Source organism: Tenericutes bacterium MZ-XQ (assembly GCA_002838205.1).
Lineage (GTDB): Bacteria > Bacillota_I > Bacilli_A > Acholeplasmatales > Acholeplasmataceae > Mariniplasma.
Genome location: CP017950.1, coordinates 1,681,014 through 1,698,299, shown reverse-complemented (window position 1 = coordinate 1,698,299; position 17,286 = coordinate 1,681,014). Strand labels below are relative to the sequence as shown.

Annotated in this window: 13 protein-coding genes; 12 read left to right on the top strand and 1 reads right to left on the bottom strand. The window is 32.8% G+C overall.

Features of this window, described 5'->3' with window-relative positions:
- Nucleotides 1-21: 21 nt before the first annotated feature.
- The 12 genes from BK011_08485 to BK011_08430 all read left to right on the top strand — a co-directional run bounded on the left by BK011_08485 (nucleotide 22) and on the right by BK011_08430 (nucleotide 15,893).
- Nucleotides 22-2,694, top strand: a complete 2,673-nt coding sequence (locus BK011_08485) for a hypothetical protein (GenBank protein ID AUD65719.1) — start codon at nucleotides 22-24, stop codon at nucleotides 2,692-2,694.
- Between the two features lie 410 nt (nucleotides 2,695-3,104).
- Entirely contained in the window at nucleotides 3,105-4,070 is a 966-nt protein-coding gene (locus tag BK011_08480) for a hypothetical protein (protein ID AUD65718.1), read from the top strand.
- A complete protein-coding gene (locus tag BK011_08475) occupies nucleotides 4,067-5,479 on the top strand; it encodes a hypothetical protein (protein ID AUD65717.1) in 1,413 nt (470 codons plus the stop codon). The genes BK011_08480 and BK011_08475 overlap by 4 nt, the downstream gene beginning before the upstream one ends.
- The gene (locus BK011_08470; protein ID AUD65716.1) at nucleotides 5,479-6,510 is read left to right on the top strand and encodes a peptide ABC transporter ATP-binding protein; all 1,032 of its coding nucleotides are present in this window, start codon (nucleotides 5,479-5,481) and stop codon (nucleotides 6,508-6,510) included. Before BK011_08475 ends, BK011_08470 begins: the two co-directional genes overlap by 1 nt.
- The gene (locus BK011_08465; GenBank protein ID AUD65715.1) at nucleotides 6,510-8,399 is read left to right on the top strand and encodes a hypothetical protein; all 1,890 of its coding nucleotides are present in this window, start codon (nucleotides 6,510-6,512) and stop codon (nucleotides 8,397-8,399) included. The genes BK011_08470 and BK011_08465 overlap by 1 nt, the downstream gene beginning before the upstream one ends.
- Nucleotides 8,396-9,181 carry a hypothetical protein gene (locus BK011_08460; GenBank protein ID AUD65714.1) on the top strand — a complete coding sequence of 262 codons (786 nt, stop codon included), beginning with the start codon at nucleotides 8,396-8,398 and terminating at the stop codon, nucleotides 9,179-9,181. Before BK011_08465 ends, BK011_08460 begins: the two co-directional genes overlap by 4 nt.
- A gap of 215 nt (nucleotides 9,182-9,396) precedes the next feature.
- Nucleotides 9,397-9,942, top strand: a complete 546-nt coding sequence (locus BK011_08455; GenBank protein ID AUD65713.1) for a hypothetical protein — start codon at nucleotides 9,397-9,399, stop codon at nucleotides 9,940-9,942.
- A gap of 68 nt (nucleotides 9,943-10,010) precedes the next feature.
- The gene (locus tag BK011_08450; GenBank protein AUD65712.1) at nucleotides 10,011-10,517 is read left to right on the top strand and encodes a hypothetical protein; all 507 of its coding nucleotides are present in this window, start codon (nucleotides 10,011-10,013) and stop codon (nucleotides 10,515-10,517) included.
- Between the two features lie 18 nt (nucleotides 10,518-10,535).
- A complete protein-coding gene (locus tag BK011_08445) occupies nucleotides 10,536-12,683 on the top strand; it encodes a hypothetical protein (GenBank protein ID AUD65711.1) in 2,148 nt (715 codons plus the stop codon).
- A gap of 365 nt (nucleotides 12,684-13,048) precedes the next feature.
- The gene (locus BK011_08440; GenBank protein AUD65710.1) at nucleotides 13,049-13,816 is read left to right on the top strand and encodes a Fe-S cluster assembly ATPase SufC; all 768 of its coding nucleotides are present in this window, start codon (nucleotides 13,049-13,051) and stop codon (nucleotides 13,814-13,816) included.
- Nucleotides 13,816-14,691, top strand: a complete 876-nt coding sequence (locus BK011_08435; protein ID AUD65709.1) for a hypothetical protein — start codon at nucleotides 13,816-13,818, stop codon at nucleotides 14,689-14,691. Before BK011_08440 ends, BK011_08435 begins: the two co-directional genes overlap by 1 nt.
- Nucleotides 14,688-15,893 carry a cysteine desulfurase gene (locus BK011_08430; GenBank protein AUD65708.1) on the top strand — a complete coding sequence of 402 codons (1,206 nt, stop codon included), beginning with the start codon at nucleotides 14,688-14,690 and terminating at the stop codon, nucleotides 15,891-15,893. Before BK011_08435 ends, BK011_08430 begins: the two co-directional genes overlap by 4 nt.
- A 112-nt stretch (nucleotides 15,894-16,005) precedes the next feature.
- Here BK011_08430 and BK011_08425 read toward each other — a convergent pair whose 3' ends face one another.
- On the bottom strand, nucleotides 16,006-17,172 hold the full coding sequence (locus BK011_08425; GenBank protein ID AUD65707.1) for a hypothetical protein: 1,167 nt from the start codon (nucleotides 17,170-17,172) through the stop codon (nucleotides 16,006-16,008).
- Nucleotides 17,173-17,286: the final 114 nt, after the last annotated feature.

Sequence of the window (17,286 nt, the reverse complement as noted above, 5' to 3'; positions counted from 1 at the left end):
AGATGGAGGAATGAAAAAAGTATGATTAAAAAAAGTTTATTAGTATGGCTTTTACTTATCTCAGGCGTATTACTTGCTGCTTGTGGTTCTAAATCATTTACTGTAACATTCGATAGCCAAGGTGGAACTGCTGTTCCTGCTGTTGAAGTTGAAGAAGATGCATTAGTAACTGAACCTACAGCACCAACAAGAGAAGGCGTTGATGGTAAGGCATATAGTTTCACTGGTTGGTTTACAGACGAAGCTGCAACAAGCGCTTTTGATTTTGAAACACCAATTACTGAAGATGTAACATTATATGCTGGTTGGACATTAAATGTCGTTGTTAGTTTTGAAACTAAAACTTCTGAGACTTTAGATCCAGTATTATTGGGTGAAGATGGTGGTACAGTGACTAGTGCACCTACACCTACAAGAGCTGGTTATGAGTTCGGTGGTTGGTTCTTTGGTAGACCAGGTTTAACTTGGTTAGAATCAAGTGCAATTGAATTCCCACTTGAAGTAACTGATTCAACAACATTATATGCTTATTGGGAACCAATTGATTCAAAAGCTGTGAGCTACGCTGCAGGCGAAACTTATACATGGAGTTTAACTGCTGATACAGCATTAATCTTAAACCCATTAGTTTATCGTTGGAGTCATGAAGATGCTTTAGTTGATTTAATGGCTACTGCCCTTTATTCAACAGAAGTTGACTGGGAAACAGCAATCGCTGATGGTGTTGCTGATTACATGGGCGATTTCTCTAAGATTGAAAATAGAGAATTCTCAATTGAAGCTTTAGACTATGTTAATATTTTAGTCGGTGCTACAAGATTCCCTGTCGATTCAAATGGTGATGAACACTTAACACCAGAAGGTAGATATAATCGTGATGCTGCAAGCAGTATTATGGATACTACATGGACTTACCATATTAGAGAAGACTTAATGTTTGAAAATGGTGTAGCGATTACAGCTGAAACTTTCGAATATAGTTTACAACAATATCTAGATCCACTTCAAAATAACTTCCGTTCTAATATTTTCTTCAAAACTGAAGAAAACAGAAGTGGTTATCCAATTGCAAATGCTTATGAATACTTTACTGGAACAGCAACTTGGGATCAAGTTGGATTTGAAATTATTGATGATTACACATTCTCAGTAACTACATTTGAACCAGTATCACAAGCAAGTGCTGTTGGATTTGGTAATAACTTAAGACTTGTTGAACCAGCTGCTTATGAAGCTTCATTAACTGCTGATAAGACAAATTCAACTTATGGTACACCTGCTAATCCTTATGTATCATATGGTGCTTATATCATTAAATCTTGGGATGAAAACCAAAGAGTTGTAATGAATAAAAACTATGACTATGTATTAAAAGGTACAATTAACTATAAATCACAAGTTATTGAAATCGTTGATGATGTTGATCAAAGAATGCAATTATTTGAAGATGGTCAATTATCTGTTGCTGGATTAACTCAAGATTATTATGCACAATATGCAGAAAATCCAAATGTTAAGAAAGAATGGGATGGATATCCTCAATATATTATTCTTAATACTAGAGGTTCTGTTGCAGAATACGGTGGAACACACGAAATTCCAGAAATCATGTTAGACAAACGCTTTAGACAAGCATTATTCTATGGTTTCGACAGAATTTATTATGCAAATAATGTTTATGCACCAAATACTGCATCATTATTACATGTTCCTATGGATACAAAAGCATATAACCAAGATCCACTATATTACTCAGAATCACCACAATATTTCCAAGTTCTTGAAAATGCAGATATTGATCCAGAAACTATGGGTTACATCCCATCAAGAGCAGTTGATTTATTCAACGCAGCTTACAATGACTGGGTAGCAGATGGAAATACAGGTCCTGTTACACTTAAATTAGCAGGAACAGATGGACCATTTGAACTTATATTATATCAATATGTAAAACAAAGTTTTGAAGAACTATTTGGTACAGATAAACTGATTGTTGAAATTTCTACAAACCCACAAGAAGCTCATGACGCAGTATTAGACCGTATGGACTTTGATATCGTGTTAACTTCAGTTGGTTTTGGTACTTCAACTGGTATTCAATGGCAATATGGAGCTATCGGTGGCTTTGCTGGTGAATTCTGGCATGGTTTTGGTTTAGCTAATCCATTTGATAAATCTGCAATTTCTGAAGATAATCCAAAGGGTTATGCATCATATTGGATTGAAGATTTAGAAGTTGATCTATCTAACACTTGGGCTTTCTTAGAAGAACTTGGTTTAGATGAAATTGGCGACAATGAAGACTATATGAAATGGTATAACTGGTTACAAGAAGAAACAGACCCAGACACTGGTGCAGTTGTTAAACCTGCTGGTATCCTTAGAGAAACAATGCAAGATGTAGCAATCAGTCTATATGCTGACTCTACACCATTTGATGCTACTGCTAAAGAACCATTCCCAGGTGCAACTACAGATGTTTATAACATCGTAGCAGCTATGCATGAAGCAATGATGGATTGGGTTAACTTAATTCCAACAGTTACTCGTTCTTCAGCTATCGTTTATGCTGATAACGTTGTAATCACATGGCCATTCTATCACGGCGCATTTATTTGGGGACCAAACAGATATCGTTACCTAAATACTGATGCTGATTTCGCTGATGGACTATATAATCCATACGCACAATAAGATTCATTATAAGTTTATAATTTAGAGAACTACTATGTAGGGGTATTTAGTCAAACTAAATACCCTTCATATTGTCTATAAAGCTCATTAAATTTAGATAATTGAGTTAAATATAGACTTTGAAAAAACTCAATTATCTAAGTTTAACCCAGCTTGAAAAAGTATCACATTTATTATAAAAATATAATAAAATCTTCGGTGATCATAAGTAAGATTAAGTGATATATTTATCACATTTTTTAAGTAATCTTTTAAATCGTAATTTCAAATTTTCCTAAAAGTTATTTGTGACAATGATGCTTATTGAAAAACTGAGGTTTTTATGATATCATAGTCTAGAAGTTTCACATATTCACTATGTGAATATTTTTAGTACACTAAAAAAGTCAATTCATGAGGAGTGATGAAAGTTGTTAAAGTATTTTGCAAAAAGAATGGGGTTAATGGTGATTACCTTTTTTATCATCATCTTTTTATTCTTTATCTTCATTAAAATGTTACCAGACAATTATGTTCCTGTACCAGGACAAGGTAACGATTGGTACGAAATTCATAAGGCCAGAGAAGGTTGGGATCAACCCATCGTTGTACAGTTTGGTTTATGGATTAGAAACATCGTAACTGAAGGATCATTTGGTTTTTCACACATTTTGAGAAGAGATGTTTCTACGATTTATTTTAGTAAAATTCCAGCTTCAGTACAAATCAATATTGTACCTTATTTATTATCTATACCATTTGCTATTGTATTAGGTATAGTTGCGGCACTTAATAAAAACAAATGGCCTGATACCATTATTTCAATTGGTATTATGATTTTTATCTCTGTACCATTTTTTGTTGTCGCTGTATTATCACAATATTTATTCTATTTTAGATTAGGATGGGCACCAGATTATAAGATTGCCACCGCATCTGAGTTTGCAGAACTTGGAACGATGTATGGCTTGAGTACTTATATATTACCAGTAATCGTATTAACTGTTGCCAGCATTCCAGGTTTTGCACGTAGTGTTCGCGCAGAGCTAACTGAACAGTTAACTCAAGATTATATGCTACTAGCGCGTTCTAAGGGATTAACAAAGAGACAAGCTGTCTTTAGACACGCATTAAAAAATGCGCTTATACCATTCTTGCCAGCGATTTTCATTGGCGTAGTACTTGTTTTTAATGGTGGTATCATTACAGAACAAATCTTTAGAGTTGATGGTACTGGACGTATCTATTTATCAGCATTTAGAAGTAGGGATTATCCGCTGTTGATGTTAGTTAATACATTTACTCAATTTATTGGCTTAGTTGCAGCAATTGTAAATGATGTTTCATATACATTGTTTGATCCAAGAATTCGTGTAGGAAGTGGGAAGTTATCATGATAGATATTGATAAGAGTAAATTAGTTTTCGCTCGTGAAGTTGATGAGAAAATACTCGATCAACCACTAGAAACAAAAGAAATTGGTTATTATAAAGATTCATGGAATCGATTCAAGAAAAATAGAGCGTCACTCGTAGCGTTCATCATTATATGTATAGTGTTGTTTTTTGTAATTTTCGGTCCATATATGAAAAAATATGATTTGCCTGAAAGAGACTCAACTAATGCTGTTCGTCTTGGTTTTTTAACACCGAAAATTCCAGTTTTAGAAGAGTTAGGTATTTTTGATGGTACAAAAACTGTTACTAGAGGTAAAAGATTTTTAACATACATGTATCATTCTGAATTTGGTGAAGGTATTATCTTGTCAGGTATGCCACAAGAGTTAATCGATGATCCAAATCATCCGGATTATGCTGATGTAGATTCTTTAACTGTTAAAGTAGATTATTATGCATATACTAATTATATTACTTCATTCATGCCAGAAAGATATTTTGGTATTATTGACACGAATATAGCAAATAACGAAAACGTTGACCCTCTTGGGGAAGTAAGAAGAACACTTACACAAGATGTTTTTGATGAGTATTTAGAAAAAAACTATATTATTGATATATTAGCAATTCGTGAGATTACTGATCAAAATGATCCATCAATTAAGTATTATCAATATGAAGTTAGGTTAAATCAATTCCTTACATCCATAGATCAAACTCCAGAAGACACATATTTCTGGTTTGGAACAACTAGAGAAGGTCGTGATTTATTTACTGAATTATGGAGAGGTGCAAGAATCTCTATTTTAATGGCAGTTGCTGTTGTTATGATTAACTCAATTGTTGGTCTAACGATAGGTGCGATTGCTGGATATTATGGCGGTCTATTAGACTTAATGTTTGACCGTTTTGTTGAAATTGTATCAGGTATTCCATTCTTAGCTGTATTAACCTTATTAACATTAAGATATGGTAGTCCATTCTGGGTCATTGTCTTAGCGTTTACGTTAACTGGCTGGATTGGTTCTTATGGAACAGGTCGATTACAATTTTATCGATTTAAAAATAGAGAGTATGTTTTAGCTGCGAGAACTTTAGGTGCGCCAGATAAACGCATTATGTTTAAACATATATTCCCAAATACTTTAGGACTTATTGTTACAGGATTAGCTCTTGCAATTCCAATATTTGTCTTTACTGAAGCAACATTCTCATTCTTAGGTATTATTAACTACCAAGATGCAATCAGTGTTGGTATGCTTATTCAACAAGGTCAAGCAGTGATGCAAGTACATCCACATACACTATTATTCCCTGCGACATATATTTCAATTTTAATGATTGCATTTAACTTGTTTGGAAACGGATTAAGAGATGCATTCAATCCATCATTGAGAGGAGTAGAATAATGGCAGAAAAAATTTTAGAAGTTAAAGATCTAGCGATCTCATTTAAAACTCAATATGGTATTTTACATGCAATTAGAGGTGTTTCTTTCGATTTATATAAAGGTGAAACTTTGGCAATCGTAGGTGAATCTGGATCCGGTAAGAGTGTTACATCTCGTGCAATTATGGGATTATTAGCTGGTAACTCAATTTATGAAGACGGAACAATCATGTACAAAGGTAGAGATTTATTACAAATTGATGAAAGTCTTATGCATGAAATTCGCGGAAGTAAAATTTCCATGATTTTCCAAGATCCAATGAGTTCACTTAACCCAATTGTTAGTGTCGGTAAGCAGATTACAGAAGCATTAAGATTCAAGCTTGGTATGCCAGATGAAATGGCTAAAAAAAGAGCAATTGAACTCATGAAATCTGTTGGTATTCCTGAACCTGAGAAAAGATATAATCAATATCCTTTCCAATTTTCAGGTGGAATGAGACAAAGAATTGTTATCTCTATTGCGCTAGCAAATAATGCAGAGATTCTTATTTGTGATGAGCCAACAACATCATTAGATGTTACCATTCAAGGTCAAATTCTTGATTTGATTAATGAACTGAAAAAGAAAAGAGATTTAACAGTTATCTTTATTACGCATGACTTAGGTGTTGTTGCAAATGTTGCAGATAGAATTGCAGTTATGTATGCAGGTAAAATTGTTGAAATCGGAAAAGCTGATGAAGTTTTCTATGATCCAAAACATCCGTATACATGGGCATTATTATCATCTATGCCAAATTTAGCAACTTCAAGAGAGTTAGATGCGATTAAAGGTACTCCACCAAATATGATTTACCCACCAAAAGGTGACGCTTTTGCACCAAGAAATAAATACGCATTGGAAATAGATTTTGAAGAACAACCTCCAATGTTTAAGGTATCAGATACACATTACGCTGCTACATGGTTATTACATCCAGATGCACCTAAGTGTGAAGTTCCAAATGCAGTTAAGCGATTAAAAGAAAACAGAGGGAGTGTAAAATAATGAAAAAAGAAAATACTTCAACTGTTGATTATTCAAAAAAAGTTTTAGAAGTCAAAAACTTAAGAAAATATTTTTTCTCTGGTACTGGTAAAAACAAACTTGCTGTACCAGCAGTAGACGGTGTATCTTTTGATGTGCACAAACGAGAAGTTTTTGGTTTAGTTGGTGAATCTGGATGTGGAAAGACTACAACAGGAAGAACAATCATTAAGTTATATACACCAACAGATGGAACGATTGATTTAGATGGCGTTCGCATTTCTGCAGGATACCAAGGTAACAAAATTAGAATTAAAGAAATTAAACAAGAAGCAAAAGAAAAGATTGCTTCATTAAATGAATATAACCGCAAGGTTCTTGATCTAAAGAAAGAGTTGAACCAAAAAATTGAGCTTTTAAAAGGTGATTTAGAAAGCATTAGAAAGCAAGAAAAAATCGACCTTAAAAAGGCACAAGATCCAATTGAAAACTACAATGCTACATTGTATGAACTGAAAAACAAGTTCAATTTGGATGTAGAAAATGTAGATTATAATTTTCATCTTAAAAAGAATGAAATTCTTGGCCACATCAATAATACTGCTGCAAAAGAATATGATTACGAACTAAAACTCGCTTTAAGAAGATATCAAAGAAGAATTGAAGCATTAAAAGAATCAGCTGCTTTAAAAGCAGAAGTTATTAAAGAAAGAATGGAAGTTCAAAAGGAAGAGTATTTGAAGCTCAAAGCTCAAATTGATGCTAAATATGAACCTTTAATTAAAAATGCTGAAAATGATATTATTGATCACAAAGCTGCAAACGAACAAATTAAGCAATTAAAAGCTCAAAGAAATCAAGAAAAAGCCGAACTTAAAAAGCAATATCTAGAGCAAAAACGTAGCGTTGTATATCCAAACAAAACTGAGATCAATAATGAGCTTAAAAAGATTAAACTAAGTTACAAACAAAAGGCTGATGAAAAATTAGCCGAAATCAATCAAGTCAAACAAGAATACAAAAACCTTATTGACGGTATTTCAAAAGATAGTACTAGTACGGTTGTTGATAAAAACTTAGTTGAACAAATCAAGCAAGAAGCTAAAGAAAAAATCAAAGAACAAAAAGATATTATTGATGAAATTAAAAAGACTAATAAGTCTCACGAAGCATTAGAAAACTCAAGAAAAATGCAAATGATCTTCCAAGATCCAATTTCTTCATTAAATCCAAGAATGACTGTTAAAGAAATTGTTGGAGAAGGTTTAATTATTCAAGGTGGTTACACTGATGAAGAAATTAGCAAAAAAGTTGGAGAAGCACTTCAGTTAGTTGGGTTAAGTGCTGAATATGGTACAAGATATCCACATGAGTTTAGTGGTGGTCAAAGACAAAGAATTGGTATCGCAAGAGCACTTATTATGAATCCAAGTGTTATCATTGCTGATGAACCAATCTCTTCATTAGACGTTTCTATTAGAGCTCAAGTCATCAACTTATTAACAAAATTAAAAGATGAACTTGGACTTACAATACTATTTATCGCACATGATTTATCTGTTGTAAGATTTTTCTGTGATAGAATAGCAGTTATGTACTATGGTAAAATTGTAGAGGTTGCACCAGCAGAAGAATTATTCAACAATCCGATGCATCCATATACAAAATCATTGCTTTCTGCGATACCTCAACCAGATCCTGACTACGAGAAAGGCAGAAAGAGAATCGACTATAATCCAAGAATGCATGATTATAGGATTAATAAACCTGAACTTAGAGAATTAGCTGAAGGGCATTTAATTTATGCCAATGAACAAGAGTTTGTTGAATATAAAAAAATATATAAAGCATCAAATCAAGAAGCTAAACCTAAGAAAGAAACTAAAAAAACAGGAGGAACTAAGAAATGAAAAAAATACTTCTTGTAGTATTCCTCATGGTTAACTTACTAGTATTAGCATCATGTAGAGATAATGGAAATGATGAAAAACTAATTAACGTTTTATTTTTTGCTGGTAATAATGTAACATCTGTAGATTCTTATATAGATTTAAAACAAGGTGAAAAGATTGAACAACCAGATTTACCTGAACGAAGTGGCTATACTTTTACAGGTTGGTATAAAGATATTGAAAAAACAGAATTATGGGACTTTGAAAATGATGTCCTTGGTGATAAGACAATCATTCTTTATGCAGGATGGGAACCACAAATTTTAAACTTATATTTTGATCTAAACGGTGGTACGATGTTAACAGATGATTATCCGACACAGTTTACTGCTGGAGATTCATTTGTTTTACCAACAGCAAGAAGAACAGGTTATACATTCTTAGCTTGGTATACATATGATTGGGAAGATGAGTCATCAACCATTCCTGGTGATAAAGGTTATCAAAATACTCCAAAAGATCAAACAGAAGATCTTTATTTATATGCACATTGGGATCCAATTATTGTAACAGTTTCATTTAGAGCAAATTATCCAGTTGAAGGTGGACCTGCAAGTCCAAATTCAATATCTATACCTTATGGAGATGTTATAGATTTCCCTGATATGGAAGATACAGATAGTTATGTGTTCCTTGGTTGGAATTCACGCTCTGATGGTGAAGGTACTTGGTATGTCAATGGAGAAATATTTACAAGATCTCAAAGATTGACGGTTTACGCTATATGGCAAATCAAGTAAGTCAGCCAATTGAACAACTAAAACACTACAAAAAAAAGAGAAACAAAATTCTCTTTTTTACTCTTATACCCCCTGTAGTGTTTTTAATCCTGTGGGCATTTTTTAATTTTGTATTAAATATTAACCCAGATATTCTGCTGAGTATTTATATTCCACTAATCATCGGATATTTGGTTTATGTTAATTTACTAAGGGGTAAACTTTCTTATTATAGTATGTATTATGATTATTATCATATGCTCACCTATCAAGAAGGCATCCAGAAAGTTAATGGCAAACTTTATACAAAATCGTGGCTTTCACAATTTGAAACTGATGGATATACAAAGACATTAGAAACTAATGACTACATTGTCTATCTGCAGTTCTTAACTAAGCTCAAAAATGTTTCTAAGTCTGGTCATGTCATGAATGTTGTCGTTGTTGCAAAACATAAAGATGTCGACTTTTATAACGAAGAACTTCAAAAACATGTCGAGGAAAAGCTTAGAGAGTATGATGAACATGACAAAGTGAGCAAACATTTGTTTTTTCAGTTTAAACGCTATGAGAAGATAGATGATCATGCGAAAAATGAGATTAATCAAATTGTAAACTATAAACATAACAATCAACATTTAATTCATATTAATATTGGATACTCAAATGAACAAGGTATGGCATATTTTCTTTGTCCAATAAAGAGATATCCAAGCAAGTATTACTATTATAGTTGTCAACAAATCAAAAAGTATAGTAAAATAAGGGTGAATGACAACTAGCGATGTATGTGAGTAACATACAAACAACGAAAGGAGTAAAGATTTCATGAGAAATCTTATACATATAGATGAAAGATGAGCAAAAGATTATGCTTGATGAACAAGAAAACTTTCTAATAGAAGATGATCTAGAAGAAGAAATATCTGAAGCACAAGCTCCTAAAAAAAGCGCTGAAGAAATACGTAAGCTGAAAAGAAGAAAAGCAATCAAAAAACATTTGATAAGCGCACTAGTAATGACTGTTGTTTCAATACTGTTATTCATATTTGGACTGATTTGGCAAAATGATACCAGCCTATTGGCAATTACTGATGCTTTGTGGCTTGTTGTCGTTATAGAATTTTTTATAGGATGGACGTTCTTTGTTTATAATTTAAACATATTTTCTTCTATCATTTATTCAACAAAATCATTTTTCCTAATGATTACAGGTAAGAAACCAAAAATAGATTATTATACATATATGAAAAAAATTGAAGATGATCCGATTCCTAGTTATTATTATAAAGTAATTTTTATTTCCACATTTATTCTATTAATTCCTGCGGTCTTATTGCTTGTTATATATTTTTAGAAAAGAGGGTATGATATTGTGAGATTACTTAGGAAATACAGAAAAAGAGCTTCAAGAAGACATGATAACGATAACGAACACTATAGAAAAGGGTTGAAGTATCAATTTGGTGTTGGTATTAAAAGAGATCATGATTTAGCACTGGATTGCTACAGGCAAGGTGCTCAAGAAGGTGATTTTTTATCACAGCAAAAAGTTAAGTATAGCAAACTCAGTCAAAGAGACTTGATGATCAATCTCATTGTCATGATTATAGCAATCACAATCGGTATTATTTTTAACATTTTATGGATTAGTGTATTTGTTATTGGTGTGACAATTGCCGTTTTTTCAATTATAGGTACACAACATTATTGGCATCGTAAGAGTTTTGCTTATATTATGAACTGGACTTCGTTTTTCTTAACAACGCTTCTAATTATCCCGATTTCGACCATCATTCCATATTTTAATGGCATCACATGGATTCCAATTACCATGATGTTTACCATTGGATTCTTTGTTTTCTTTGGAGGTATTCTTTTATTTATCAGTGAAAAAGAGAAACAAAATATCGTCATATTTGTATCAGGTTTATTCATACTCGTATTGACTTTTGCAGCATTATCATTTGAAACACCTGGGAAAAAGTTTATTGTTAGAGAAGTTGATGGCGGAGTAGAAATCGCAGCTTATCGATCATCAGATACTCATGTTGAGATTCCTAAAAGAATCAATAATCAAAAAGTCGTTTCTATTGGACCATCAGCATTTTACGGAGAACCCATCGAAAGTGTTATTGTACACGACGACATCATAGAAATTAAAGATTATGCATTTGCACATACGAGAAATCTTGTAGAAATTGAGTTGCCAAAGGATATCATTTTATCAACTGGAGTTTTCTATGGAGCCAGTAGTTTAACAAGTGTAGACTTACCGGATAATATGACGAGTATCCCTGATGAGTTATTCTTTGGAGCAACCAAACTCAATCAAATTGAGATACCAAATACGGTTACTTCCATTGGTGATCAAGCTTTTGCTTATACATATGCTTTATCAGAAATTGAGATTCCATATGGTGTACTCAGTATAGGTTCTGGTGCATTCATGGCTAATCATTTCACATCGCTTGAAATCCCAGATAGTGTATCTACTATAGGAAGTTTTGCGTTTGCAAACGCTCCGTATTTAGCTGAAGTCAGTTTATCAACTAACATCAGTAAAATCAGTGATAATTTATTTCAAAATAATTATAGTTTAACAACATTTACAGTACCTAATCACATCATTTATATAGGTAAAGAGGCTTTTTTAGGAGCAATCAACTTAGAAAGTATTAGTCTTCATAATCAAATCACCCATATTGGTGAAGGTGCATTTAAAAATAATTATCAATTGGATAATGTTTCAATTCCTAATTCCATCACAAGTTTAAGTCCTCACTTGTTTCAACAAGCAAGATCTTTAAAAAATATTACTTTGCCTAGTACATTAGTTGGCATTGGAGATCGTGCATTTAGTGGTGCATCAAGTTTAGAACAGATTACATTACCAAATAGTATAACCCATATTGGTAGTGGAGCATTTGAGTATAATACAAGCTTGACAAGCATTGATTTACCAAGTAATCTAACATTTCTTGGTAGTGGAGCATTTTACGGAAATACAGCATTAACTGAATTAAACATACCAAATCAAGTTAAGAAAATTCAATCTGATTTATGTTATGGTTGTGAAAGTCTAACAACAGTTACATTCGCAAACGATATAACAGAAATAGGAGATCACGCATTTTATAACAATCAGATGTTAAAAAATATCGTGATTCCAGGTACAGTCACTTCAATTGGTGAATATGCATTTTATGGAAATAGTGAACTTGAAACAGTTACGATAAGTGAAGGCGTATTAGAGATAAAAGCTTATGCATTTTATGGCAGTTCAAGTTTAAATGAAGTGAATTTACCAGCATCTCTACAAACCATTGATGATGGGGCATTTGGAGGATGTTTGGCACTTGATGAAATATATCTACAAAATAATTTAGTAACGATGGGACATTATGTCTTTTATGGATGCTCTAATCTAACCATTTACTTACAAATGGCTTCAGTTCCAGAGACATGGACATCAAGTTGGAATCCAGAGGATTTAGATCTTGTCTTATCACACAACCCATGATAAAAACATAGAATAAACAACAAAAAGAGTGACCCTTGATTAATAAAATAAAAAAGGACTTCTTAGGAAGTCCATTTTTTTAGGGAGTTAACTTTTTTATGATGATACCTGTGGATGGCAGTCCAAGTATATCAAGCGTAAGTAACACGCTGTATTTTGGGAGAAAAATACATTAATTGCAGTATGTTGATATAAAAGGTCAACGACTACACATATATAATAACATAAAAAATTGAAAGTCAATGTAAATTTACATAAAATTTTCATTGAAAACGTTTCCCTATGATTTATCGATATAGTTAGTATATTATTAGATATATTTTGGGAAATAGTTTATAATAGTAATGGTAAATAAGGAGGAAATTATGGCAAAATTAGAAATCAAAAACCTTCATGTAGAAATCGAAGGCAAAGAGATATTAAAAGGCGTAAATCTTTTAGTTAATTCTGGAGAAGTTCATGCAATTATGGGTCCAAACGGTACTGGGAAATCAACACTTGCGAGTGCACTGATGGGACATCCAAAATATGAAATTACTTCAGGTGAAGCATTTTTAGATGGTGAAAACATTCTTGAGATGGAAGTTGATGAAAGAGCTCGTGCGGGCTTATTTTTAGCTATGCAATATCCAGCGGAAGTTCCAGGTGTTACAAATAGTGATTTTATGCGTCAAGCACTTAAGGCAACTTCAGGTCAAGAGGTTGGATTGTTTGACTTTGCGATTAAGTATGAAAAAATGGTTGAAGAATTAAAAATGAGACCAGACTTAGCGCATCGCTATTTAAATGAAGGTTTTAGTGGTGGAGAAAGAAAAAGAAATGAGATTCTTCAACTTAAAGTATTAAAACCTAAATTTGCAATTCTTGATGAAATAGATTCAGGATTAGATGTAGACGCATTAAAAATTGTTGGTGAAAATGTAAGTGGTATGGTTAATGATGAGTTTGGATGTATCTTGATTACACACTATCAACGTATCCTAGATCATATTACACCAACTAATGTACACATTATGATCGATGGTAAGATTGTAATGAGTGGTGGAAAAGAACTTATCGAAAAAATTGATAAAAATGGTTACGAATGGATCAAGGATGAATTAGGTATAGATTTTGAAGTAGAGGAAGCGTAATGGAATCAATTGTTATTAAGAATCATGAAATAACATCAAACATTCCAAGCGGGTTTGTTTTTGAAAATCAAAAATTAATCATTCCTAAAAATAACCATTACCCAGATCCTATAAAAATAACGATTGAAGACGATAACAACGAGGATTTGACAATCATCGTATCAGAACATACAAGTATTAAAATCATTTTAGAAATTGCAAGTACAGATTTAATAGAAAACACGTATAAGCTTAATTTAATCGCAAAAGATAATAGTCAAGTTAAATATTTACTTGTTAGTGAATTAGAAAGTAACAAAGCATTGCTAGAACATTATTTTACAGCACATAGAGATGCAAAATTAGATTTAATTGGTGGATTTGTAAGCAATGTCATCGAAGCGAAAATGCATGTAGATCTTATTGGTGAAGGTGCCGAAGTTAATATGAGAGCTGTTGCAGTATCATCAGATGAACATAAACAAAGTATTGATGTATTGATTGTACACAAAGCACCGAACACATTTGGTAATATGACAAACATAGGCATAGCAAATAAATCAGGTAGAATATTACTTAATGGTGTTGAAAAAATTGAGAAAGGTATGAAGAATGCAAATGCTTTCCAAACCTTAAAAGGTATTATTACTTCAGATAAGGCTGTTGTCGAAGTAAATCCAATACTACTTATTGATGAATATGATGTTAAAGCTGGTCATGGTGCTACCATTGGTAGAATCGAAGAAGAACAACTTTATTATCTGCAAAGTAGAGGATTGAATAGAGCTGAAGCTGAAAAATTAATTATTAATGGATTCTTAAAACCAATCATTGATGAAATCGATGATGAACCATTAAGAGAAAGATTTGTAAATCTTGTAAACTCAAGAATATGATAGATGTAAAAAAAATAAGACAAGATTTTCCTATATATAGTAAAGAACCTAAATTGACATATCTTGATTCAGCAGCATCATCTTTAAAGGTGAAATCTGTCATTGATCAAGTTGATCAATACTACCAATATTTAGGTGTAAATGTGCATCGTGGTGCTTATGACCTAGCGTATGAAGCAACAAGACTTTATGAAGCATCTAGAACAAATGTATCTAAGTTCATCGGCGCAAACGAAGACGAAATCATCTTTACAAGAGGAACTACATCAGCACTTAATATGGTTGCTTATGCGTATCGTGATATTTTAAAGGAAGATGATGAGATTATCACATCTGAATTAGAACATCACTCATCAATTCTTCCGTGGATGATGACCGCTAAAAAAACCGGTGCATCCTTAACTTATGTTCCTCTTACAAAAGAAGGTAGAATTACAGTTGAGTCATTTAAGAAGGTCTTAAGTGATAAAACTAAAGTTGTAGCATTAACCTATGTGTCAAATGTCATGGGATATCAAACGCCTATCGAAGAAATCATACGTCTAGCACATGCTAATGGGGCTATAGTCGTTTTAGATGCCGCACAAGCTGTTCCACACATGGCAGTTGATGTAAAGGCTTTAGATGTTGATTATATGGCTTTTTCAGGTCATAAAATGTTTGGTCCTTCTGGTATAGGTGTCTTATTTGGAAAAAACCATCTACTCAACATGTTAGAACCCGTAGAATACGGTGGAGAAATGGCAGATCAAGTCTTTAAAGATCATGCAACGTGGAAAGAAGCGCCTTTAAGATTTGAGGCAGGAACACCGATTATTAGTGGTGCGATTGGTTTATCTGCAGCTGTTGATTACATTCAAAAAGTAGGATATGAAAATATCCATGAACATACAATGGCACTTAGAGATTATACCATCAAAAAACTTGAGGAAATTGATAGTTTAACCATATATAATAAAGAGGCAGATATTTCAACGATTACGTTTAATATCGAAGATATACATCCACATGACATTGCAACAATGTTAGATCAATATCAAGTAAGTGTCAGAGCAGGACATCATTGTGCTCAGTTAGTTTCTAGATTCTTAGGTGTAAACTCTACACTTAGAGTATCATTTCATATTTATAATGACTTTAATGATTGTGATGTATTAGTTTCAAGCATTAAAGCAGCAAAAGATTTTTTCTCATCATTTTAGGAGACTTACTATAATAAGTCAAGCAATAAATGATAAAAAATAGTAAAAGACCTCACATGGAAGCCTATATAAGTTTTATGAACAAATAAGAGGTAGCTACACCCTCATTTGATTATTTGAAATGTGAATGATCAAATGTCAGTTGGTTGACACCTAAATAGTATATCGTGCGTATTAGTTTTCTAACAGAGTGAACCATGGCGACTTTATGATGTTTACCTTCAGCACGTTTCTTAAGGTAATAATCATAGAGTTTAGGATTCAATCTTAAGCCCGCAAAAGTGATTTGCCAAAAAGTCATTCTAAGTAATCCGGATCCACGTTTGACGATATGTCCTCTGGTTTCTATTGTTCCTGATTGATTGACAGATGTATCCAGTCCAGCAAATGAAACAATTTGAGCTGGATTTGTAAAGTTTTTAAAATCACCAAGTTCGGCGATGATAATTGCTGCAGAGATGATGTTGAGACCTGGAATGGTTGTCAGTGTTTGATTGATATTTTCCATGAGATGGATGATTTCATGTTCAACAGATTCAATGATTTCAGTTAACGTCTCATAGTGTTTTATGGAGTGTTTAAGAAGTAACAGATCAGACTGAGTTTCATATCCAACTGATGATTTAGCTAAAGATTTAAGTTTTTGAACTCTAACATAAGATAATCTGCCTTTAGAGTGACTTCTAATGGATTCATAGTCATTGTTAGAAAGTTTCGAAATTCTTGCTCTGGATTTGAACTTTTTAAGGATGAACATCGCACTACTAGAGAGTCTTTCGTTAAAAAAAGGTTTAAACTCAGGAAAGATACGATCAAGGATGTTTGTCAGTTCAATGAGTGTTTTAGAACGATTGACCATTTGAACATGACGATACCTTACCAGTTGTTTTAATTCGTTGATGTGGTAAAATTTAGTATGTAAGGTCTTGTAGTCAACAGAACCTAGCATACTTGAAATCGTTTTGGCGTCAACTTTATCTGTCTTTGTCTTACGTAACGATAATGCCTTGGAAAACATGTGCGTTAAGTAAGGGTTAAATTCCAGATAAGTATAACCAGATGCCGTGATAAACTGTTTAAGGTTTGATCCATAGTGTCCTGTTGACTCAAGACCTATTCTTATTTCTTTTGACTGATCTAAAGATTTTAAGACCTCAAGAAATAAATCGAAACCTAAACGATTGTTATCAAAGCTGAATGCTTTGATTTGAATACCTGCTTCAGTAGCTATGAAGCAGTCGTGTTTGTACTTAGAGATATCAATTCCGATTAAGTACATAAAAACACCTCCAATATAAGTTTTAGCACTGGGTAAGTCACAGATTTCTTATTTATGTAGTCTTGTGATGAAGCGTCAAGCGCTAACTTACTGATTGACATTAAAAATAAGAAC